This window comes from Escherichia sp. WS1451 (genome assembly GCF_046487365.1).
GTDB classification, from domain to species: Bacteria; Pseudomonadota; Gammaproteobacteria; order Enterobacterales; family Enterobacteriaceae; genus Escherichia; species Escherichia coli.
This window is the reverse complement of sequence record NZ_JBJQJP010000021.1, coordinates 29,543-50,541: the sequence shown is the minus strand read 5'-3', so window position 1 is coordinate 50,541 and position 20,999 is coordinate 29,543. Positions and strand designations below refer to the sequence as shown.

The 20,999-nt window shown below is 54.6% G+C and carries 25 protein-coding genes and 2 pseudogenes; 23 read left to right on the top strand and 4 right to left on the bottom strand.

All coding sequences use genetic code 11. The features are described 5' to 3' along the window. Positions 1 to 12: 12 nt before the first annotated feature. The 3 genes from flgN to flgA all read right to left on the bottom strand — a co-directional run bounded on the left by flgN (position 13) and on the right by flgA (position 1,550). Complete coding sequence (gene flgN, locus ACJHX7_RS21175; RefSeq protein ID WP_000027802.1) at positions 13 to 441, bottom strand: flagellar protein FlgN; 429 nt, start codon at positions 439 to 441, stop codon at positions 13 to 15. Between the two features lie 12 nt (positions 442 to 453). Further along, the gene (gene flgM / locus ACJHX7_RS21170; protein ID WP_000705404.1) at positions 454 to 732 is read right to left on the bottom strand and encodes a flagellar biosynthesis anti-sigma factor FlgM; all 279 of its coding nucleotides are present in this window, start codon (positions 730 to 732) and stop codon (positions 454 to 456) included. A gap of 80 nt (positions 733 to 812) precedes the next feature. Continuing rightward, positions 813 to 1,550 carry a flagellar basal body P-ring formation chaperone FlgA gene (gene flgA, locus ACJHX7_RS21165; protein ID WP_094029775.1) on the bottom strand — a complete coding sequence of 246 codons (738 nt, stop codon included), beginning with the start codon at positions 1,548 to 1,550 and terminating at the stop codon, positions 813 to 815. Positions 1,551 to 1,631: 81 nt separating this feature from the next. Here flgA and ACJHX7_RS21160 point away from each other — a divergent pair, with 81 nt between their 5' ends. The 14 genes and pseudogenes from ACJHX7_RS21160 (at position 1,632) to ACJHX7_RS21095 (ending at position 12,302) form a co-directional block, all read left to right on the top strand. Beyond that, positions 1,632 to 1,967, top strand: coding sequence for a flagellar basal body protein (locus ACJHX7_RS21160; RefSeq protein WP_000512950.1), 336 nt, complete (start codon positions 1,632 to 1,634; stop codon positions 1,965 to 1,967). Between the two features lie 2 nt (positions 1,968 to 1,969). Further along, on the top strand, positions 1,970 to 2,401 hold the full coding sequence (gene flgC, locus ACJHX7_RS21155; RefSeq protein ID WP_000010953.1) for a flagellar basal body rod protein FlgC: 432 nt from the start codon (positions 1,970 to 1,972) through the stop codon (positions 2,399 to 2,401). Further along, on the top strand, positions 2,401 to 3,114 hold the full coding sequence (locus tag ACJHX7_RS21150) for a flagellar hook capping FlgD N-terminal domain-containing protein (RefSeq protein ID WP_094029774.1): 714 nt from the start codon (positions 2,401 to 2,403) through the stop codon (positions 3,112 to 3,114). Before flgC ends, ACJHX7_RS21150 begins: the two co-directional genes overlap by 1 nt. A 22-nt stretch (positions 3,115 to 3,136) precedes the next feature. Then, positions 3,137 to 4,339 (top strand): flagellar hook protein FlgE, encoded by a 1,203-nt coding sequence (gene flgE / locus ACJHX7_RS21145; RefSeq protein WP_000119529.1) that lies wholly within the window; start codon positions 3,137 to 3,139, stop codon positions 4,337 to 4,339. Continuing rightward, positions 4,339 to 5,076, top strand: a complete 738-nt coding sequence (locus ACJHX7_RS21140) for a flagellar basal body rod protein FlgF (protein ID WP_000375450.1) — start codon at positions 4,339 to 4,341, stop codon at positions 5,074 to 5,076. The genes flgE and ACJHX7_RS21140 overlap by 1 nt, the downstream gene beginning before the upstream one ends. A 78-nt stretch (positions 5,077 to 5,154) precedes the next feature. After that, entirely contained in the window at positions 5,155 to 5,940 is a 786-nt protein-coding gene (flgG, locus tag ACJHX7_RS21135) for a flagellar basal-body rod protein FlgG (protein WP_000990540.1), read from the top strand. Between the two features lie 82 nt (positions 5,941 to 6,022). Next, positions 6,023 to 6,688, top strand: a complete 666-nt coding sequence (gene flgH, locus ACJHX7_RS21130; protein ID WP_000800868.1) for a flagellar basal body L-ring protein FlgH — start codon at positions 6,023 to 6,025, stop codon at positions 6,686 to 6,688. 14 nt (positions 6,689 to 6,702) lie between these two features. Beyond that, positions 6,703 to 7,803 (top strand): flagellar basal body P-ring protein FlgI, encoded by a 1,101-nt coding sequence (locus ACJHX7_RS21125; RefSeq protein WP_001181887.1) that lies wholly within the window; start codon positions 6,703 to 6,705, stop codon positions 7,801 to 7,803. Beyond that, positions 7,803 to 8,102 carry a rod-binding protein gene (locus ACJHX7_RS21120; protein ID WP_000867178.1) on the top strand — a complete coding sequence of 100 codons (300 nt, stop codon included), beginning with the start codon at positions 7,803 to 7,805 and terminating at the stop codon, positions 8,100 to 8,102. The genes ACJHX7_RS21125 and ACJHX7_RS21120 overlap by 1 nt, the downstream gene beginning before the upstream one ends. A 205-nt stretch (positions 8,103 to 8,307) precedes the next feature. Further along, a pseudogene (gene flgK / locus ACJHX7_RS21115) lies at positions 8,308 to 9,638 on the top strand (flagellar hook-associated protein FlgK). Positions 9,639 to 9,652: 14 nt separating this feature from the next. After that, positions 9,653 to 10,582, top strand: coding sequence for a flagellar hook-associated protein FlgL (gene flgL, locus ACJHX7_RS21110; protein WP_094029773.1), 930 nt, complete (start codon positions 9,653 to 9,655; stop codon positions 10,580 to 10,582). A 16-nt stretch (positions 10,583 to 10,598) separates the two neighbouring features. After that, positions 10,599 to 11,576, top strand: a complete 978-nt coding sequence (locus ACJHX7_RS21105; RefSeq protein WP_094029772.1) for a flagellar hook-associated protein — start codon at positions 10,599 to 10,601, stop codon at positions 11,574 to 11,576. Positions 11,577 to 11,651: 75 nt separating this feature from the next. Next, a complete protein-coding gene (locus ACJHX7_RS21100; RefSeq protein ID WP_122992239.1) occupies positions 11,652 to 11,993 on the top strand; it encodes a type II toxin-antitoxin system RelE/ParE family toxin in 342 nt (113 codons plus the stop codon). 9 nt (positions 11,994 to 12,002) lie between these two features. Next, a complete protein-coding gene (locus ACJHX7_RS21095) occupies positions 12,003 to 12,302 on the top strand; it encodes a helix-turn-helix domain-containing protein (protein WP_000212551.1) in 300 nt (99 codons plus the stop codon). A 57-nt stretch (positions 12,303 to 12,359) separates the two neighbouring features. Here the strand turns inward: ACJHX7_RS21095 and ACJHX7_RS21090 are convergent, their stop codons facing one another. Further along, positions 12,360 to 13,202, bottom strand: coding sequence for a transcriptional regulator (locus tag ACJHX7_RS21090; protein WP_122992238.1), 843 nt, complete (start codon positions 13,200 to 13,202; stop codon positions 12,360 to 12,362). A 486-nt stretch (positions 13,203 to 13,688) separates the two neighbouring features. Here ACJHX7_RS21090 and lafA point away from each other — a divergent pair, with 486 nt between their 5' ends. The 9 genes and pseudogenes from lafA (at position 13,689) to lafU (ending at position 20,930) form a co-directional block, all read left to right on the top strand. Beyond that, positions 13,689 to 14,603, top strand: a complete 915-nt coding sequence (gene lafA, locus ACJHX7_RS21085; RefSeq protein WP_000949085.1) for a lateral flagellin LafA — start codon at positions 13,689 to 13,691, stop codon at positions 14,601 to 14,603. Positions 14,604 to 14,808: 205 nt separating this feature from the next. Next, the gene (gene fliD, locus ACJHX7_RS21080) at positions 14,809 to 16,125 is read left to right on the top strand and encodes a flagellar filament capping protein FliD (RefSeq protein ID WP_094029769.1); all 1,317 of its coding nucleotides are present in this window, start codon (positions 14,809 to 14,811) and stop codon (positions 16,123 to 16,125) included. Between the two features lie 22 nt (positions 16,126 to 16,147). Next, on the top strand, positions 16,148 to 16,540 hold the full coding sequence (gene fliS / locus ACJHX7_RS21075; protein ID WP_000285319.1) for a flagellar export chaperone FliS: 393 nt from the start codon (positions 16,148 to 16,150) through the stop codon (positions 16,538 to 16,540). 4 nt (positions 16,541 to 16,544) lie between these two features. Further along, positions 16,545 to 16,856, top strand: a pseudogene (locus tag ACJHX7_RS21070) (flagellar protein FliT). Then, positions 16,853 to 17,914, top strand: coding sequence for a flagellar hook-length control protein FliK (locus tag ACJHX7_RS21065; protein WP_094029768.1), 1,062 nt, complete (start codon positions 16,853 to 16,855; stop codon positions 17,912 to 17,914). Before ACJHX7_RS21070 ends, ACJHX7_RS21065 begins: the two are co-directional and overlap by 4 nt. Positions 17,915 to 17,921: 7 nt before the next feature. Further along, positions 17,922 to 18,389, top strand: a complete 468-nt coding sequence (locus ACJHX7_RS21060) for a flagellar basal body-associated FliL family protein (RefSeq protein WP_000725264.1) — start codon at positions 17,922 to 17,924, stop codon at positions 18,387 to 18,389. Positions 18,390 to 18,408: 19 nt separating this feature from the next. Continuing rightward, positions 18,409 to 19,128 carry a FliA/WhiG family RNA polymerase sigma factor gene (locus ACJHX7_RS21055; protein WP_094029767.1) on the top strand — a complete coding sequence of 240 codons (720 nt, stop codon included), beginning with the start codon at positions 18,409 to 18,411 and terminating at the stop codon, positions 19,126 to 19,128. Positions 19,129 to 19,140: 12 nt separating this feature from the next. Further along, entirely contained in the window at positions 19,141 to 20,004 is an 864-nt protein-coding gene (motA, locus tag ACJHX7_RS21050) for a flagellar motor stator protein MotA (protein WP_001169518.1), read from the top strand. 2 nt (positions 20,005 to 20,006) lie between these two features. After that, entirely contained in the window at positions 20,007 to 20,930 is a 924-nt protein-coding gene (lafU, locus tag ACJHX7_RS21045; protein ID WP_001232555.1) for a putative lateral flagellar export/assembly protein LafU, read from the top strand. Positions 20,931 to 20,999 lie beyond the last annotated feature (69 nt).

Genomic DNA, 20,999 nt, shown 5'->3' with positions numbered 1-20,999 from the left:
AAGGAATTGTCGTTATTCCTGGTACAGAAAATCTGTTTCGCCGCCTAAAAAAGACTGAATAAATTCATACTGGCGAATCAACAGCTCGCCGTTTTTGTCGTTGTAGGCTTTGCAGCGTTCCGCTTTTTGCTCAAGGCGTTGCCACAACTGTTGTGCTGCTGCTTTTTGCACAGCCGGAAGCCAGGCAAAAACCTGCGCCAGACCGTCACGATTTACACTGACATTAAGCATTTTCAGCAGGCTGTGCCGCTGATGGCTATGCCCATGCAACTGTTCATAGTGCTGCGTTATCTCGTCGTTTACCGCCAGCAGATCTTCGCTGGCGCGGCGAATCATGCAGATCCGCTGACGCTGGAGAAGTTCGCGCAGGGAATCGTACAGTGCGTCGTCGTCACGAATGCCCTGCAACAACGCCTTCACCTGTTGTAACCGGATACTCACTTCATCGGCCTCTTAGTTCTGGAAAAAACTCAGCATGTCGCTGGCTAACTGTTCGGTGTCCACTTGCAGGCTGCCGGACGCCAGCATCGCTTGCATTTGCGCCACTTTGTCGCTGTCGATATCGCTCTCTTGCTGGTCGTTCAGCGTTTGCTGGGCAGACTGCAATCCCGCCTGGGTAATGTCGTCGGCGCTTAGCGTCGTGGCGGTGGTCGCCGTGCTTTTGCGCGACTGGCTGGAGCCTGCCGTTGTGGCTGTCGGGCGATTGCCTGGCATAGTCGGGGTGATTTTCATCGCAACCTCGTCTCGGTATTTAGGTGGGTTACTCCGGTAAAGCGGTTAACAGGCGGCAAAACTTTAATCGCCTGCGCAAATTACTCCGCGCTTACCGTCGTCACCACGCCGCTTTCTGCCACCATCGCGCTGATGACCCGCTGGCTGCTGGCGTTACGCACTTTCACCATCTCGCCTTTGCGACCATTTTTCAGCGCCACGCCGGGCATTGAGGCGGTGATCCCCGCGCTCTGGTAAACAATCATCACCGGCTGATCGCGCCCGACCAGCACCGGAGACACCAGTTCTTCTTTGGTGATTGGCCTGCCCGGCTGCAACGCGTGTTTACTGCTGAAACCAATCGCGTCATCGAGTTCCATCAACACATTGCGGCGCTGGGCGCTGACGTTGTAGGGCTTCAGCTCCACATCATTCGCCGTGAGCGGCGTATCGCGGGCAACCAGTGACTTTGCCATCACCACCGGCACCAGAACATCCGGGCGTACCGCGACGTTCATCTGCCAGCTTTGCGGGCAACTGACGGTGAAGTTCATCCGGTTGAGGGCGATTTCCGCAGGCGACGTCAGCGTGACGCCGGGTGACGTTGTACAGGGCGCGGCGGTCGCAATCTGCGAGGGAATGTAGACCTTAAAGGTGTAGCGATAGTCATGCCACTGCCGTTGTTGCGCCAGCGATTCAATCTGCTGGCTCGCGGCATTCAGCACCTGGGCGTTGACTTGTTCCCGCGCGCTATGTTGCACGGGATGGACGGCGGCGTAGCCCGGTAAGGCCAGCGCCAGGAGGAAATACAACTTCCGCCTGCAAAATTGAAAACTCATAAACCCTTTCTCATCAGTCACTTAAAAATTGGCACAGCGATTGCTTAGCGTATGCGGATTGAAGCGGGAGTGACGCAAGAAATGGGGATCAGTTTTCAACAAGCATTGGGAGTACATCCGCAGGCAGTGAAGTTACGTCTTGAGAGGACCGAGCTACTGACTGCGAATCTGGCGAATGTCGATACGCCAAATTTCAAGGCTAAAGATATTGATTTTGCCAGGGAGATGCAACGGGCAAATAACGCGGCGGTGGATGTCCAGTACCGCGTGCCGATGCAGCCGTCAGAAGATGGCAACACCGTGGAACTGAACAGCGAACAGGCACGGTTTTCACAAAATAGTATGGATTATCAAAGCAGTCTGACCTTTCTGAATCTGCAAATCAGCGGCATCAGAGAGGCCATTGAAGGGAAATAAGCATGTCATTTACTGATATCTATCAGATTTCCGGCTCGGCGATGACGGCGCAAACGCTACGTCTGAATACCGTCGCCAGTAACCTGGCGAATGCTAATGCACCTGCCAGCAGCGAGGCGCAGGCGTATAAAGCGCGCAGCCCGGTGTTTGCGGCGGTGTATCACCACAGCTTGCTGGTGGGTACACATCGTCATGCCATTGATGGTGCCAGCGTGCAGGTGCAGGACGTGCTGCAAACCGGCGGGGCGGTGAAACGCTATGAACCGCATTCGCCGCTGGCGGATGCTAACGGGGATGTCTGGTATCCCGACGTCAACGTGGTGGAACAGATGGCGGACATGATGTCGGCCTCGCGCGATTTTGAAACCAATGTCGATGTGCTCAACAACGTGAAAAGTATGCAGCAAAGCCTGCTGAAACTGGGAGAAGCCTGATGAATACCCTGGCGCTGAATGCGCAATCGCCGCAGCCGACCGCCACGGCGGAAAGCAACAACGTGGCGGCCAGCGACACGACAAGCAGCAGCGATAGCTCGCCCGTTGATACTTTCCTGACGCTGTTTGTCGCTGAGATCCAAAACCAGGACCCGACCGACCCGACCGACGCCACCGAATATATCGACCAGCTTTCGTCAATGGCGCAGGTGGCGATGATGGAAGAGATGAGCGTGCAGGCGAATACCAACGCGGTGTTGATGAGCAACATTCAGGTGATGGCGCTCGGCAACCTGGTGGGCGACGACATTATGGTGCAGACCACCGCCTTGCAGGTGAGTGACCAGACCATTAACGGTCGCGCCACGCTTGACGACGCCTGTACCACCGCCGATCTCCACTTTACCGATGCCGCAGGCGATGACTATACGGTGTCGCTGATCCCGGAAGGGAGTTCGTCCGTCGGGCCAGGCCAGGTGGATTTCTCGGTGAATCCGGCGGATTACGGTATCCCGCCGGGCGATTACGACGTCTCGGTGGTCACCAACACCGGGGAAGAAGAGGTGCCGATTGAAGTCTCCGGCGAAGTGGAAGATGTGCGCATCCCGCTCGACGGCAGCTCCCCGGTACTTAACGTTGCCGGTGTAGGTGAAGTGCCGTTCACCATGATTAGCCAGTTTGGCGTACCCGATGCCGACAGTGATGCGGCGTAAGAACAATTAACAGGAAGAAACAATGAGTTATGAAATTGCCGCAACGGGGCTGAATGCCGTTAACGAACAGCTGGACGGGATCAGTAACAACATCGCCAACGCCGGAACGGTAGGCTATAAGTCGATGACCACCCAGTTTTCCGCCATGTATGCCGGAAGTCAGGCGATGGGCGTCAGCGTGGCAGGCACCGCACAAAGTATTTCGCGCGGCGGTTCGCTGGTATCCACCGGCAACGCGCTGGATCTGGCGATTAATGACGACGGTTTTTTTGTTACCTGCGACAGCGCGGGCAACATTTCTTATACCCGCGCCGGATCGTTTGAAACCGACAAAAACGGCTATATCGTCAACGCCTCAGGCGCTTATTTGCAGGGCTATCCGGTCGATGACACGGGCACTCTGCAAACCGGTACAGTCACCGATATCCAGATCAAAACTGGCAATATTCCGGCGCAGGCCAGCAGCAGCCTGACCTTTACCGCCAACTTCGATGCCAGCGACGACGCTATCGACCGCACTACCGTACCGTTCGACGCGACCAACAGCAGCTCGTATACCGACAGCTACACCACCACGGTGTACGACTCATTAGGTAACGAACACTCGGTATGCCAGTACTTCACCAAAACCAGCGACAACACCTGGGAAGTGCAGTACACCTTCGACGGTCAGCAGCAGACCGGCGTTCCGGCGACGACGTTAACCTTCGACCCGAACACCGGGAAGCTGACTTCGCCAACCACGCCGCAGACCATTGAGTTTCAGACCGACGCCGCCGCGCCCATCGATTTGACCGTCGATTACTCCACCTGTACGCAATACGGTTCTGAATTTTCTGTCACCACCAACGCCGCCGACGGCTACGCCTCCGCGACTCAGAACGGTGTGCAGGTCGATGACGATGGCAAAGTTTACGCCACCTACAGCAACGGCGAGCGCATGTTGCAGGGCCAGGTGGTGCTGGCGACGTTCCCTAACGACGACGGCCTGCAAGCCGTAAGCGGTACCGCGTGGGTACAAACCGGGGAATCCGGCACGCCACTGATTGGTGTTCCCGGTTCCGGAACCTGCGGCACGCTCACGTCGGGAGCGCTTGAGAGCTCTAACGTCGATATTACCAGCGAACTGGTTAACCTGATGACCGCCCAGCGTAACTATCAGGCCAACACCAAAGTGATCGCCACCAGCACGCAGCTCGATGACGCGCTGTTCCAGGCAATGTAATGGACCGTTTGATTTATACCGCCCTGAGCGGTGCTTCTCAGACCCTGTACGAGCAGCAGATCAGCGCCAACAACCTGGCGAACGTCAACACCAATGGTTTTCGTGCCGATATGGCGATGGCGACCAACGACAAGGTGAAAGGCGGTGGCTTCGACACGCGCTATATGGCGCAGGAAGGGGCCAGCGGCGTGAACGATAGCACCGGTGTTGCGGAGAAAACCGAACGCCCGCTGGACGTGGCGATTCAGGGCGCGGGTTACATTGCGGTGCAGGATAAAAACGGCAACGAAGTCTATACCCGCAACGGCAACATTCAGCAGGATGACCAGGGGCAACTGACCATCGACGGCAATCTGGTGCTGGGGGATAACGGGCCGATCATTCTGCCGCCGAACGCTATTGCTTCGTTTGGCAGCGACGGCACGCTGTCGGTGACGCCCGATGATGGCGACGTGACCGCGACGATGGATATCGACCGCCTGAAGCTGGTGGATATTCCCGTCGCTAACCTGGCGAAAAATCCTGAAGGGATGCTGATAACTGCCGACGGCGTTCCGGCCCAGCGCGATGAAAACATCAAAGTCAGCGGCGGTTTTCTCGAAGGCAGCAACGTCTCGGCGGTGAGCGAAATGATGTCGTCCATCGCCATGAATCGCCAGTTTGAAGCGCAGATCAAGATGATGAAAACCGCCGAAGATATCAGCGACGCGGGCAACCGCTTATTGCGCGGCTCGTAACCGCACATCGTAGGCCGGATAAGGCGTTCACGCCGCATCCGGCAACTGCGGCCCAAAAATAACACGGAATTTACCACCATGAACGCAGCACTATGGATCAGCAAAACCGGCCTCTCGGCGCAGGATGCTGAAATGAGCGCGATTGCCAACAACATCGCCAACGTTAACACCACCGGCTTCAAGCGCGATCGGGTGATGTTTCAGGATCTGTTCTACCAGACCCAGGAAGCGCCGGGCGCGATGCTCGACCAGAACAACATCATGCCGACCGGGCTGCAATTCGGGAGCGGCGTACGCATTGTCGGTACCCAGAAAACCTTCACCGAAGGCAACGTTGAGACCACCGACAACGCCATGAATGTCGCCATCATGGGACAGGGATTTTTGCAGGTGCAAAAGGCTAACGGCGATATCGCTTATACCCGCGACGGCAACTTGCAGGTGAACGCTGACGGCGTACTGACCAACTCGCAGGGCTTGCCGTTGCAGCCGGAAATCGACGTTCCGGCGGGGGCGACCAACGTCGCGTTTGGTGAGGATGGCACGGTGACGGCGATCTTACCCGGCGACAGCGACGTGACTGAGTTAGGGCAACTGACGCTGGTGAACTTCGCCAACCCGGCCGGGCTTTCTGCCGAGGGCGACAACCTGTATCTGGAAACCGCTGCCAGCGGTCAGCCGACCGAAGGCGTACCGGGCGAAGATGGGCTTGGCACCTTGCAGGACAACGCGCTCGAAGGCTCGAACGTGGATATCGTCAACGAGATGGTGGCGATGATTACGGTGCAACGGGCGTACGAGATGAACGCCAAAATGGTGTCGGCTGCGGACGATATGTTGCAGTACATCAGTCAGACGCTGTAAGGCCGAAATGTCGGATGCGACGCTGACACGTCTTATCCGACCTACAAGAGCACATAACTCACTGTATTTAAACAGGCAGAACGTGAAAAATTATCTCTGGCTGGTGGCGCTGCTTCCCCTGCTTAGCGGGTGTGAATCGCAGGCCATTCTGGTCAAAAAAGACGACGCATACTTTGCGCCACCGAAAACCGAAGCACCGCCTCCGGCAGACGGGCGTGCCGGGGGCGTGTTTGAAACCGGCTACAACTGGTCGCTAACTGCCGACCGGCGGGCTTACCGCGTGGGCGATATCCTGACGGTGATCCTCGAAGAATCCACCCAGTCGAGCAAACAGGCGAAAACCAACTTCGGCAAAAGCAACACCGTCGATATCGGCGCACCGACCATTTTTGGTCACACCAAAGATAAGCTTTCCGGCTCCATCGATGCCAACCGCGACTTTGACGGCAGCGCCACTTCCCAGCAGCAGAACAGCCTGCGCGGGGAGATCACGGTTTCCGTCCATGCGGTGCAGCCCAACGGCATCCTGGAAATTCGCGGCGAGAAATGGCTCACCCTCAACCAGGGCGATGAGTACATCCGTTTAAGCGGTCTGGTGCGCGCCGACGATATCCAGAACGACAACTCGGTTTCCTCCCAGCGGATCGCCGATGCCCGCATCTCCTATGCCGGACGCGGCGCGTTAAGCGACGCCAACGCCGCAGGCTGGCTGACGCGGCTGTTTAACCATCCTCTGTTCCCGATTTAATGCCGGAGAGTGCAATGCAAAACTGGATAAAGGCCGCAGTTATCGCCCTAAGCCTGGCGCTGCCCGGCGTGGCGCTGGCGCAATCGCTGGAGTCGCTGGTCAACGTACAAGGCGTGCGTGAAAACCAACTGGTCGGCTACAGCCTGGTGGTCGGCCTCGACGGTACTGGCGATAAAAACCAGGTCAAATTCACCAACCAGACCATCACCAATATGCTGCGCCAGTTTGGCGTGCAATTGCCGAATAAAATCGACCCGAAGGTGAAAAATGTCGCGGCGGTGGCAGTGAGCGCCACGCTGCCACCGATGTACTCACGCGGGCAGACTATTGATGTCACCGTCTCGTCGATTGGTGATGCCAAAAGTATTCGTGGCGGCACCTTGCTGCTGACCCAACTGCACGGCGCAGATGGCGAGGTTTATGCCCTGGCACAGGGCAGCGTGGTGGTGGGCGGGATGAACGCCACCGGGGCCAGCGGTTCCAGTGTGACGGTTAATACGCCAACTGCCGGGTTAATTCCCAACGGCGCGACGGTGGAGCGCGAGATCCCCAGCGATTTTCAGATGGGCGACACCATCACGCTCAACCTGAAACGCCCGTCGTTTAAAGACGCCAACAACATTGCGGCGGCGATCAACGCCTCGTTTGGCGGCATTGCCACGGCGCAGAGTTCCACCAACGTCACCGTGCGTGCGCCCACCAGCCCCGGCGCGCGGGTGGCATTTATGTCGCAACTGGATGATGTACAGGTGCAGGCAGAGAAAATCCGCGCCCGCGTGGTGTTTAACTCGCGTACCGGCACGGTGGTGATGGGCGATGGCGTTGCGCTGCATGCGGCGGCGGTGTCGCACGGCAGTTTGACCGTCTCGATTAACGAAACCAGCAACGTCAGCCAGCCGAATGCCTTTGCAGGCGGGCGCACGGCGGTAACGCCGCAGAGCAATATCGCGGTGAATCATGCGCGCCCGGGCGTGGTGAGTTTGCCGGAGTCGAGCAGCCTGAAAACGCTGGTCAATGCGTTGAACAGTTTGGGCGCGACGCCGGACGACATTATGTCGATTTTACAGGCGCTGCATGAGGCGGGCGCGCTGGATGCCGACCTGGAGGTGATCTGATGAAAGTGAACGCCAGCGGCGGGATTGATGGCAGCGATGCGTTAATGGGGCCGAAGGTTCAGGCCAATGATATTAAGCAGGCCGCGGAGCAGTTTGAGGCGATTTTTTTACGCAACATGCTGAAAGAGATGCGTAAAACCAACGAGTTGTTCGATTCGAAAGATAACCCATTTAACAGCGATTCGGTGCGCATGATGCAGGGGTTTTATGACGATGAGTTGTGTAACACCCTGGCGCAGCAGCACGGGATTGGGATTGCGGCGATGATTGTGAAGCAGTTGTCGCCGAAGGGGAAATGAGGGGCGCGCTTTGCCCCTCACCCTAACCCTCTCCCCAAAGGGGCGAGGGGACCGATTGAGCGCGGAGGTGAATATGGCGCAGGTTTTCGCCCTCTCCCTGTGGGAGAGGGCCGGGGTGAGGGCATCAGCGCGCACCATTATCCACTTAAGAATCCCCATCTTCACGCCGCTTTTAACCGGCACGATTTACCGGTAAGGATCCAACATGGACATGATTAACATCGGCTACAGCGGCGCATCAACCGCGCAGGTAGAGCTGAACGTCACGGCGCAAAACACCGCCAACGCCATGACCACGGGCTACACCCGTCAGGTGGCGGAGATCAGCACCATCGGCGCCAGCGGTGGTTCGCCGAACAGCGCCGGTAACGGCGTGCAGGTCGACAGCATTCGCCGCGTCTCTAACCAGTATCAGGTGAATCAGGTGTGGTATGCCGCCAGCGATTACGGCTATTACAGCACCCAGCAGGGGTATCTCACGCAACTGGAAGCGGTACTGAGCGACGATAACAGCAGCCTGAGCGGCGGCTTCGATAACTTCTTCGCCGCCCTTAACGAAGCGACCACCAGCCCCGATGATTCCGCCCTGCGCGAACAGGTGATCAGCGAAGCCGGGGCGCTGTCGTTGCGTATCGACAACACGCTGGATTACATCGACTCGCAAAGCACGGAAATCATCAGCCAGCAGCAGGCGATGGTGTCGCAAATCAACACGCTCACCAGCGGTATCGCCAGCTATAACCAGCAAATCGCCCAGGCTGAAGCCAACGGTGATAATGCCTCCGCGCTGTATGACGCCCGTGACCAGATGGTGGAAGAGCTTAGCGGGATGATGGATGTGCAGGTCAATATCGACGACCAGGGCAACTACAACGTCACCCTGAAAAACGGTCAGCCGCTGGTGAGCGGGCAACAAAGCTCGACCATCGCGCTGGCACCACCTCGACGATGACTACCGACACCGGCGGTTCATTAGGCGCACTGTTTGATTATCAAAACGACGTGCTGACGCCGCTGACCGACACCATCAACAGTATGGCGTCGCAGTTCGCCGATGCGGTTAACAACCAGCTGGCGCAGGGCTACGATCTCAACGGTAACCCCGGCGAGCCGCTGTTTATTTATGACGCCAGCAATGCCGATGGCCCACTGACCGTTAACCCGGATATCACCGCCGATGAGCTGGCGTTTTCCAGTTCGCCGGACGAAAGCGGTAACAGCGACAACCTGCAGGCGCTGATCAACATCTCCACCGAACCGCTGGAAATTGCCAATCTTGGCAGTGTGACGGTCGGGCAGGCGTGCTCGTCAATCATCAGCAATATCGGCATTTACAGTCAGCAAAATCAGACGGAAGTCGATGCCGCGTCCAATGTCTATTCCGAAGCTCAAAACCAGCAGAGCAGCGTCAGCGGCGTCAGCATGGACGAAGAGGCGGTGAACCTGATCACCTATCAACAAATTTATGAAGCCAATCTGAAAGTCATTTCCGCCGGGGCCGAGATTTTCGATTCGGTGCTGGAAATGTGCAGCTAAGCGGGAGCGCGAAAATGCGAGTAACCACCCAACAAACCTACGTTTCGATGACGCAAAGTTTTAACAATCTCTCCGGCGATCTGGCGCATGTGGTCGAGCAGATGGCAACCGGCAAGGAAATTTTGCAGCCGTCGGATGACCCGATCGCCGCCACGCGTATCACCCAGTTGAACCGCCAGCAGTCGGCGATTGAGCAGTATCAAAGCAATATTGACTCTGCGTCGGCGGGGTTAAGCCAGCAGGAGTCGATTCTCGATGGCGTCAACAACAGCCTGCTGGCGGTGCGCGACGACCTGCTGGAAGCGGCGAACGGCACCAATACCGTTGATTCGCTCGCAAGCCTCGGGCAGGATATTCAGTCGCTCACCGAATCGATGGTGGCGGCGCTCAATTATCAGGACGAAGACGGGCATTACGTGTTTGGCGGTACCATCAACGATCAGCCGCCGATTGTGGCGGTGGACGATGATGGCGATGGCGTGACCGATAGCTATAGCTATCAGGGCAACAGCGACCACCGCCAGACCACGGTGTCGAACGGCGTGGAAGTGGATACCAACGTGGCGGCGAGCGATTTCTTCGGCAGCAATTTAGATGTGCTCAACACGCTCAATTCGCTCTCCCAGGAGTTGCAAGACCCAAACGTTGACCCGGCCGATCCGCAGGTGCAGAGCGATATTCAGAACGCCGTTGATGTGGTGGACACCGCTTCGGACGATCTCAACGCCTCGATTGCGTCGCTTGGCGAGACGCAGAACACCATGTCGATGCTGAGCGATGCGCAGACCGATATCTCTACTTCTAATGATGAGTTGATTGGTTCATTACAGGATCTCGATTACGGCCCGGCGTCGATCACCTTTACCGGACTGGAAGTAGCAATGGAAGCTACCCTCAAGACTTACTCGAAAGTGAGTGAGTTGAATTTATTCAGCGTTCTCTAACTCTTTCAGGAACAGTATGCAGGTCGGACTTACTTCTTCGTCACTCACCACCGGCGGCGCGCATAGCGCTGCGGTATCGTCGTCAACCGTTGCGCCCACTCAGGCGGTGCGGCAAACGCTCCCGGCGACGGCGAGTGAATATCCGGCCTCGCCGCTGATTACCACTCGCCCGCAGCGTTACAGCGTACAGCTTAACGACCAGCTCACCACGTTGCAGCAGGCGGATCACTATCTCGGGCAACTGGAGCAGCAGTTGCTCGATTATCGTCATAGCCAGCGTAAGGGCGGGCAGGCGCAGAGTTCGGCGCTGATGCAGATGCTGGACAAACGCGCCGCACTTTCCGGCGGCGCGGTGGACCGCCAGTTACAACCAGTGTTGCAGGGGGAAGCGCGGGTGACTTTTCACTCGCCGGATCTGACGAATCTGGTACACAATCCCACGCCGGGAACGCGCATGTTCAGTGTCACTGGCGGGCGGCAGACCCAGCTTTCGGCGGTGATGCTGTCTGAGGATGACAGCGCCGCGCAGTATCAGACGCGGCTGACCAACGCTCTGCGCCGCGTGGGTGTGCAACTGCATCAGCAAGCGGACGGCATCAGCTTCTCCACCACTGAAAAACAGTGGCCCCATATCGAGCGCACCTTAAGCGTGCGCACCGATGGCGATAAGTCGGCGTTTATGCCGCTGAAAACCTTTGCCGAACCGTCACAGGCGGACCGCTTAGCGCAAAGCCTGCAACAAGGCGGGGCGGGAATTTCTCAAATGCTGGAAAACATTAATCAGCAGCGCGCGCAAATGGCGGTGCAGCAGGAAAAAGCGCGGCAGTTGATCGACGGCATGTCCCGCTTCCCGCAAACGGAAAGCGCCGTGCAGGCGTCGGAAAATCTCGGCGGCGTGCTGGATAGCGCCAATCATAACTATCAAGTTTTATTGCAGGCGGTGAACGGTCAGGCGCGAATTTCCAGTCAGACGGTAAGAAATTTATTGGGTTAGGGTTATTGTCATTGTTGCTTTTATAGCTATTAAGCTATAGTTTATCTATAGCATAAAAGCTATGAGGGACCGATGATGTGGGACGTCGAGACAACGGAGACTTTCGACAACTGGTTTGATGCCCAGACTGTTGCGCTGAAAGAAGATTTACTTGCTGCAATGCTGATTCTTGCTGAGTATGGCCCACAGTTGGGCAGACCCTTTGCGGATACGGTTAATGATTCACAGTTTTCAAATATGAAAGAATTACGCGTCCAACATCAGGGAAACCCGGTACGTGATTTTTTTGCTTTCGATCCTGCGCGCCGTGGCATTGTATTATGTGCGGGTGATAAAACGGGGTTAAATGAGAAAAAGTTTTATCGCGATATGATCAAGCTCGCTGATTCTGAATACCGTAAGCATCTGAAAAAGTAAGGAACGATAATGGCTACTCTAAAAGAACTGATGGCAAAGCAAAGCCCTGAAAGCCAGGCGCGTATTGCGGCAAAAGTTGAGGAAATGCGCCAGACCATCGCCTTGCATCAGCTGAGAGAAGAACTCAATATTTCGCAAACGGAAATGGCGGCAGCGATGGGCATTAAGCAACCGACTCTTGCAAAAATGGAGCAGGCAGATAACGATCCTCGGTTGTCTACGCTAAAACGCTATGTTGCGGCTTTAGGTGGGGAATTGAGTATCGACGTTAAACTGCCGAATGGTAAGAGAATTGCATTTCAGATTTAATTTTGGGGTGCATTTTATGAACCGGATTAGATAAAACGGTATCTAATCCGGTAAACATCAGCATTTCTGCACAGTATTTAACAACTTCTCTAAATTCTGATACATCGCGCGATTAATATCGCTGTTCTGCCAACCTTCCACATTAAAGGTTAATTGCCAGCTGCCGTTGCACTGGTTACGCAGAACAATATCGCTTTCCAGTCGGTTACGAACATATTTATAATAGGTTGTCATTGTCATATTATGCGCTGACAATAAATTATCGAGTTTGTCTTTTCCTGGTTCGAGGGTTTGTGACAGTAACGGTACGGAATTATTTTCCTTTCCAGAACTAAGATGAAATATTTTTATTCTTGGACTGTTAATTGACTCTTTTACCAGTTGCGGGGCGTCAGGTGTACTTTTCAAGTGTGAATACCCCACGGTCGAGCCAATAAATATAACAGCCGCGGTCAACGCTAACCCCATCAGTCCTTTATGTTTTTTTCTAACAGGTACAGGCGGTGTTGTCGAAGATATCTCTTCTGGGGCTGTATCTTGTATCTGGTCGGTAATAATCAGCGCTTCTGCAGGCGATGACTCCGGCAAAGACACATACTCTTTATTGCACAAGTAACCTTTCTTCGGAATTGTTTTAATAATGTTCTGTTGTTTGCCATCATCGTCGATAGCAACGCGCAACGCATGGATCGCCGTCGGCAGGCTGTTACCGCCGACTATGCGGTTCTTCCATACTTCGGCACATAAATAAGATCGCGATAAAACCACATCGGCATTTTTTGCTAATGTTTCCAGCAAAATAAAATGGTATTCGCCGAGACGACGTGTTTCACCCGTTTCGCAATGTATTAAGGCATTAAGCGACGGGTCCATCCGCCAGTTGTTGATAATAATACTCATAGTTGAGTTTACCTTAGCAAGGGATAAATGTTTCCTGATAGTGCTTTGCATAAAGCACAGTCTTATACGTCCCTGAGAAGATGATTTTTCTGCGTGATAATTAATATTTTATGGTAATAGGATTATTCTTAATCACTATATGGCGTGGAAATGTAACGAAATGACAGGACAGGTACAATAGCCAAATGTGTACTATTTGCAACGCAATGTAAATTTTGGCATCAGTACATTGAGAACAAAACGCGATAATTGATGACAATCTTAACTATATCAAGCATTTGATAAAGACATATTTTGATACCTGGCCATGTGGCAGATATTGCTAATAATCTTTTTATCTGAATTTAAACTCTGCTTTTTTTTAGCTAAAAGTGGCATCGGATAATACGTGGCGAAAAAATTTTAACGGCGATTTTAAGTTTGCTCCTGAGGTGTCGTTTTTACAGGGTATCGAAACGAAAACGATTAATCCCAAGGAGCAGTATCATGTTATCTATTAACACCAATAACGCCTCAATGGCCGCCGTTAATGCAATCAGCAAAAGCAGCTCTTCTCTGTCTACATCTATGGAACGCCTGGCAACGGGTAACCGGATTAACTCTTCTGCCGATGACGCAGCGGGCAAACAAATTGCTAACCGTCTGACAGCACAGTCCAGCGGTATGGGTGTGGCGCTGAGCAACATCAATGATGCCACCGCGATGCTGCAAACCGCCGACAGCATGTTCGACGAAATGTCTGATGTGCTGGGTCGTATGAAAGACCTGTCAACTCAGGCAGCGAACGGCACCTACAGCGACGACGACCTGCAGGCGATGCAGGACGAATACGACGAACTGGGTCAGCAGATGTCTGACATGCTGCAAAACACCACTTACGGCGGTACCAACCTGTTCGGTGTTTCCGGCACCAGCAACACCGGTACTGACGGCCTGTTCCAGAGCGCGGTAACTTTCCAGGTGGGCGCGGAATCTTCCGACACCATGACCGTGAACATTTCAAGCCAACTGAACACCCTGGTGACCGATCTTTCTTCTATCAGCAACTCCTTTAGTGCGGATCAGGCTGACACCACGGGCACCGCAGGTGTTTCTGGCGGTACTGAGCTGACCGCGTCTGGCTCGGCTAACCAGATGATCACCAGCATCTCTACCGCGATGGATGATGTTTCGCAGATCCAATCCAAGCTGGGTGCGTCTATTAACCGTCTGAACGACACTGCCAACAACCTGACCAGCATGCAGGACAACACGGAAGTCGCTATCGGTAACATCATGGATACCGACTACGCGACGGAAGCGTCCAACATGACCAAACAACAGGTGCTGATGCAGACCGGCATCACCATGCTGAAACAGTCCAACAGCATGTCCAGCATGGTTTCCAGCCTGCTGCAGTAATGGCGGACTTGCCGGATGCGGCGTAAACGCCTTATCCGGCCACGAACAACACCGCCTGCGGGCGGTGTTGTTCTTTCTGCGGCAGGCTTTTTTCCGCCAGACCGGAAACACCATTTCCGCCCCTTTTTCAATCTATTGATTCTTCACATAAAAAATATTGGCACGCCTTTTGCCAATAACCTGACATCGTTATTCGGAGTCATCAATGATCAACCCAAGAACCATTGCGCAAGAAATCGCCTATGCGGATGTTGCCACTCAGGCGGCAAACTTGCAGGAGAAGCAGAGCGAGCTGGATGCTGAAAGCAGCGGCCTGGACTCGCTCAGCTCAGCGTTGAGCGATTTTCAGAGCGCCGTTGACGCGCTGAACAGCGATACTGACGGCCCGGTGACGTTTGCCGCCACCAGCAATAATGACTCGGCGACCGTTTCCGCTAACTCGCAGGCACAGGCGGGAAGCTACTCGTTTTTCGTTGAGCAACTGGCGCAGGGGCAGCAAACCACGTTCAGTATGGGCGACGACGCCTTTTCCGCCACCGGCACTTTTGAACTGACGATGGGCGACAGCACCATGGATATTGATCTGTCGGCGGCGGATCAAAACGGTGACGGCGACGGTTTTATCGACGCCAGTGAACTGGTGAATGCGATTAACGACTCTGATGACAATCCGGGCGTGTCGGCGGCACTGGTAAAAACCGACGGCACCACCACCATTATGCTCACCTCCGATAGCACCGGGGCGCAGAGCGCATTTTCGGTGAGCGTAACGGGGCATGACACCAGCAACGATAGCGCCAGCGCGCCCGTTGCCACGGATGTTTCCTCCGCTCAGGACGCGATTATTCATCTCGGCAGTGCCACAGGGCCTGAGATCACCAACAGCAGCAATACGTTTGATGATGTGATCCCCGGTGTCACCATGACTTTCACCGAAGTCAGCGATTCTGACAGCGACCTCACTACCTTTAACATTAGCGAAGATTCCAGCGCCAGCCAGGAGAAAGTGCAGACCTTTGTCGATGCCTATAACACCCTGATCGATACGGTTGATTCGCTAACCACCCACGGTGATGACAGTACCAGCGCCGGGGTATTTGCGGGTGACGCCGGACTCAGCTCACTGGCGAACCAGCTCGATGATATCGCCCATGCCAGCTACAACGGGGTGTCGATTGTTGACTATGGCATCACGCTTGATTCTCACGGCCACTTACAGATTGACTCCGACCAGTTCAACGACGAAATGGCGAAAAATCCTGACGGTCTGACCTCTATTTTCGTTGGCGACAACAGCATGGTGGCACAGATGGACGACCTGATTAACACCTACACGGACTCCAGCAACGGCATCATCACCCTGCGCCAGCAGAACATTGACGATCAGATGAGCAAAATTCAGGACGAAGGCGATCAGCTTACTGATACCTATAACGCCAACTACGACCGTTATCTGGAGGAGTACACCAACACGCTGGTCGAGGTGTACACCATGAAAGCCAGCATGGCGGCATTCGCGTAACTCAGAAGGAATATCCCTAAAGATGTACCAAGTACAGGACGGCTATTCGCAATATAAAGAGATCGATCTCGCGGCGCGTACTGCGGCGGCATCGCCTCTGGAACTGGTGCTGGTGCTGTTTTCTGGTCTGATGGACGAGCTGGAACGCGCCAAAAGCCATATTGAAGGGCGGCGTTTCGAGAAGAAAGCCCAGAGCATCAATAAATGCATCGACATTCTCAATGCGCTCACCAGTTCGCTGGAGTTTGAAACTGGCGGCGAGCTGGTGGTCAACCTTTCGCGCCTCTATGACCACTGCGTTTACCGATTGTATGAGGCCAGCGGCGAACTGTCGGCAGAGAAAATCGATGAAGTGATGCTGATCTTAAGCAACCTGCGCGAAGGCTGGGAAGGGCTTTCGGGCAAGCTGGGTTAAGACGATGGAAAAACAACGCAGGCAACTTTTCGCACTGGTCGAGGCGATGAATGAAGCCCTCGACAAGCAACGCTGGCGACGCCTTCCGGCACTGCATCAGCAGTTGATGCGCCAGTTTCACGATTACGCGGCGGCGGAAACCGATGCGGCGTAGTTGGATACGGTGAAAGCGCAGTTGTACGGCGCGTTTAATACCCTGATTAAACGGCGCGAGCAGCGCGCAGAAGTGTTGAAGGCGCGTATGGAACAGCATCAGCGGCATCAGGAAGGCGTACTGGCCTACTCAATTGTTAATTTACTTTCGGAGAAGTCATGAATCCGGCATTGCTTGCCACGCTCGGAACACTTGCGGAAACGGCGTCGCTGAAAGCGGATATTTTACCGCCGGTGAGTAGTGAAAACGCGCCCGCGTTTACCCTGCCGAAAATGGCGGTCGCGGCGGTGGCGGAGCGCGTTCATAGCGCAAAAACCAGTCAGCAACAGGCGACGCGCCCGCAGGAGAACGATCCGGTGGCGATGCAGGCGCTAATGGCGCTGTTACTTCCGCAACCTGCCGCGCCGCATCAGGTCACGCCGCAGCCGCGAAACGTCGCAACATCGCCGGTTATCCAGCAATTGACGAAAGCGGTGGTGCAAAACGCGCCGCAACGCCCGACGCAGCAGCAGGAACTCACGCCGTTGCCGCCGCAGTTGCAGGAGCTGATCAGTCAGTTGCCGCAGGCGAAACCCGAACAGCAGGCCAGACTGGCGACTTACGCCAGTGAAGATTTACATGCCATTGCACCGACGCAGCCGCGCGTCTCAACACAGCCAGCTCGCCCGAAACCTGAACTAACCCGTGTGAACGCGCGCCCGCAGGTCGAGCGTAAAACGGAAAAAGTGCCGGACAGCGAACCGGTTATTGCGCGTGCGGTGTTGCAGGTTAAGACGCCGGATCTGGTCAGCGAACATCAGGAGATTGTCGCCAAACCAGCCACGCTTTCGATGGACGAACTGGGCGAAAAACTGACGACGCTGTTGAAAGATCAGATCCACTTTCAGCTCAACAAACAACAGCAGATCTCCACCATCCGTCTCGATCCACCGTCGCTTGGCAAGCTCGAGATCGCCGTACAACTCGACAACGGCAAACTGATGGTGCACATCGGCGCGAACCAAAGTGAAGTTTGCCGAGCGTTACAGCAGTTTAGCGACGATCTCCGCCAGCATCTGACGGCGCAAAATTTTATGGAGGTGAACGTACAGGTCTCCTCCGAAGGGCAGTCGCAGCAGCAACAACAGTCGGGCCATCAGCAGGAAGAGGTGAGTGCCGCCTTACAGCTTGATGATGCGCCTCAATTTCAACAGAACGAATCCGTTTTGATCAAAGTGTAAAGGCAATATGAAGAAAATCGTGGTGGCAGGCGTGGTCAGCGCCGTTCTGGCGTTGGTGGTCGGCGCTGGAGCAGGATGGAGTGTCTGGCATCATTATGCCGGAAAAGGAAAACCGACTACCGCCGCGCAAACGGAATCGGTGGAAGCTCTGGATGAGAGCAAGAGCGTATTTGTGACGCTGCCGGAAACCATTGTCACTTTGCATGACAACAACGGCGCGGATCATTATTTGTCGGCGGAATTAGTGATGGTGGTCGCCAGTGACAAAGAGGCGGAAAAAATAAAACATCAGGAGCCGCTGTATCAAAGTATTGCGGTTGAATGCCTGACGGAAATGAAATTTGAAGATTTGCGGGGCATGAAAATATCTGCCATCCGCAAACTGATTTCGGATGCGTTAAAGAAAGATCTTCAGCGTCGCAAAATGAGCGCACCGTATAAGGATTTGCTGGTGAAAAAAGTGGTCTTCCAGTAATCACCAGGCGGATATAAACATGCTACAGGACGTATTATTCGAGTCAGAAGAATTTGCTGCCGCGCCGGTATTAACCCCGCAGCAGGAGAGCCACTACTTGCAGGCCTATTTACCGTTGGTGCGTAAAGTGGTGCGGCACCTTGCCCCGCAGTGTAATTGCATTATTGATCGTCAGGATATGGAACAAACGGCGTTAATAGGGCTGCTTAACGCCATTCGCCGCTACGGGCTGCCGGACGAAGGTTTTGCGGGCTATGCCGTGCACCGGATTCGCGGCGCGATCCTGGATGAGCTGCGCGCTCTCGACTGGCGACCGCGCCAGCTGCGACAGAAATATCATCAGATGAAAGACCTGATTCGCGAAACGCGTAAAAAACTGGGGCACGAGCCTGAGTGGTCAGAACTGGCCGTGGAAGGGATCTCGCATGAAGATTATCTCGAATATCAGCAACTGGAAGGGGCGGAAACGCTCGCCAGCCTTGACGAACTGCTGAACGGCGAAGGGCCAGGCATTCCGCTTGCTGGCCGGGAACTGGAAGATCAGTTTGTCACCCAGCAAATGTTGCAACACGCGCTTTCACAATTAAGCGAAAAAGAGCAACTGATCCTCTCCATGTATTACCAGCATGAGATGAATCTCAAAGAGATTGCGCTGGTATTAGGGCTAACCGAGGCCCGAATTTGTCAACTGAATAAACAGATCGCGCAGAAAATTCGTGATTTTGTCTATCCGAATTAAAGTGAAGAAATCATGCAAAAAATATTAGGTTTACTGGTGGTGCTCGGCTGCGTATTTGGCGGTTATTTTGAAGCGGGCGGGCAATTAGTGGCTATCTGGCAACCGGCGGAAATGATCATTATTTTGGGGGCGGGTTTCGGGGCGATGATTATTGGTAACCCGAAACATGTGCTGAAAGAGATTGCCCATCAAATTAAAGGCGTGATCAGTAAAAAACAGCTCGGGCCGGAGTTTCAGCGTCAGCTATTAATGTGCCTGTATGAGTTGCTCGAAATGGTGCAAAACGGTGGTCTGCGGATGTTGGATCAGCATATTGAGCAGCCGGAAGAGAGCACTATTTTTCAGAAATACCCGCTGGTGTTAACCCAGAAGCGGCTGGTGACCTTTATTGCCGATAACTTTCGCCTGATGGCGATGGGTAAAATCGACGCCCATGAGCTGGAAGGCATTCTCGATCAGGAGCTGGACACCGCGGAAGAGTCCCTGTTAACGCCGTCGCGCTCGCTGCAACGTACTGCCGAAGCGATGCCGGGATTTGGTATTTGTGCAGCAGTGCTCGGCATCATCATCACCATGCAGTCGATTGACGGCTCTATCGCCCTGATTGGCCTGAAAGTGGCGGCGGCTCTGGTGGGGACGTTTTTAGGCGTGTTTATCTGCTACTGCCTGATGGACCCGCTTGCCAACGCCATGGAACAACAGGCGCGGGCGGAACATTCTTTGCTGGAATGCGTGCGCACCGTGCTGGTGGCGCAGGCAGGCGGCAAACCGACGCTGCTGGCGGTGGACGCCGGGCGTAAGCTGCTGCATCTGGCATCCAAACCGACCTTCGCCAACCTCGACGCGTGGGTGAATGCGATGCTGGAGCAAGAATAAGCATGAGAAAGACGGGCAACCGCCGCGAACGTGGGGCAAAAACCACCATCGTCCGGCGGCAGATCAAAAAGAATCATGCCGGGCACCACGGCGGGGCGTGGAAGGTGGCGTTCGCCGACTTTACTTTGGCAATGATGGCGCTGTTTATGACGCTGTGGATTGTCAACAGCGTCAGTAAATCCGAGCGTGAAAGCATTATCGCCGCGCTGCACGGGCAGTCGATTTTTAACGGTGGTGGGTTGTCGCCGTTAAATAAAATCAGCCCGTCTCATCCGCCAAAACCTGCCACCGTGGCGGTGCCGGAAGAGACGGAGAAAAAAGCGCGCGACGTCAACGAGAAAACGGCGCTGCTGAAGAAGAAATCCGCCACCGAGCTTGGCGAGCTGGCGACCAGTATCAATACCATCGCCCGTGATGCGCATATGGAAGCGAATCTGGAGATGGAGATTGTTCCCCAGGGATTACGCGTGCTGATTAAAGACGACCAGAACCGCAATATGTTCGAACGCGGCAGCGCGAAGATTATGCCGTTCTTTAAAACTTTGCTGGTGGAGCTTGCGCCAGTGTTCGACTCGCTCGATAACAAAATTATTATTACCGGGCATACCGATGCGATGGCCTACAAAAACAATATCTACAACAACTGGAACCTTTCGGGCGATCGCGCGCTTTCAGCTCGTCGGGTGCTGGAAGAGGCCGGAATGCCGGAAGATAAAGTGATGCAGGTAAGCGCAATGGCGGACCAGATGCTGCTGGATGCCAAAAATCCGCAAAGCGCGGGCAACCGGCGCATTGAGATTATGGTACTGACTAAAAGCGCGTCCGATACGCTGTATCAATACTTTGGTCAGCATGGGGATAAAGTGGTGCAGCCGCTGGTGCAAAAGCTGGATAAGCAGCAGGTACTTTCACAGCGAACGCGCTAGATGCTGAATCTTTACGCATTTCTCAAACCCTGAAATCACTGTATACTTTACCAGTGTTGAGAGGTGAGC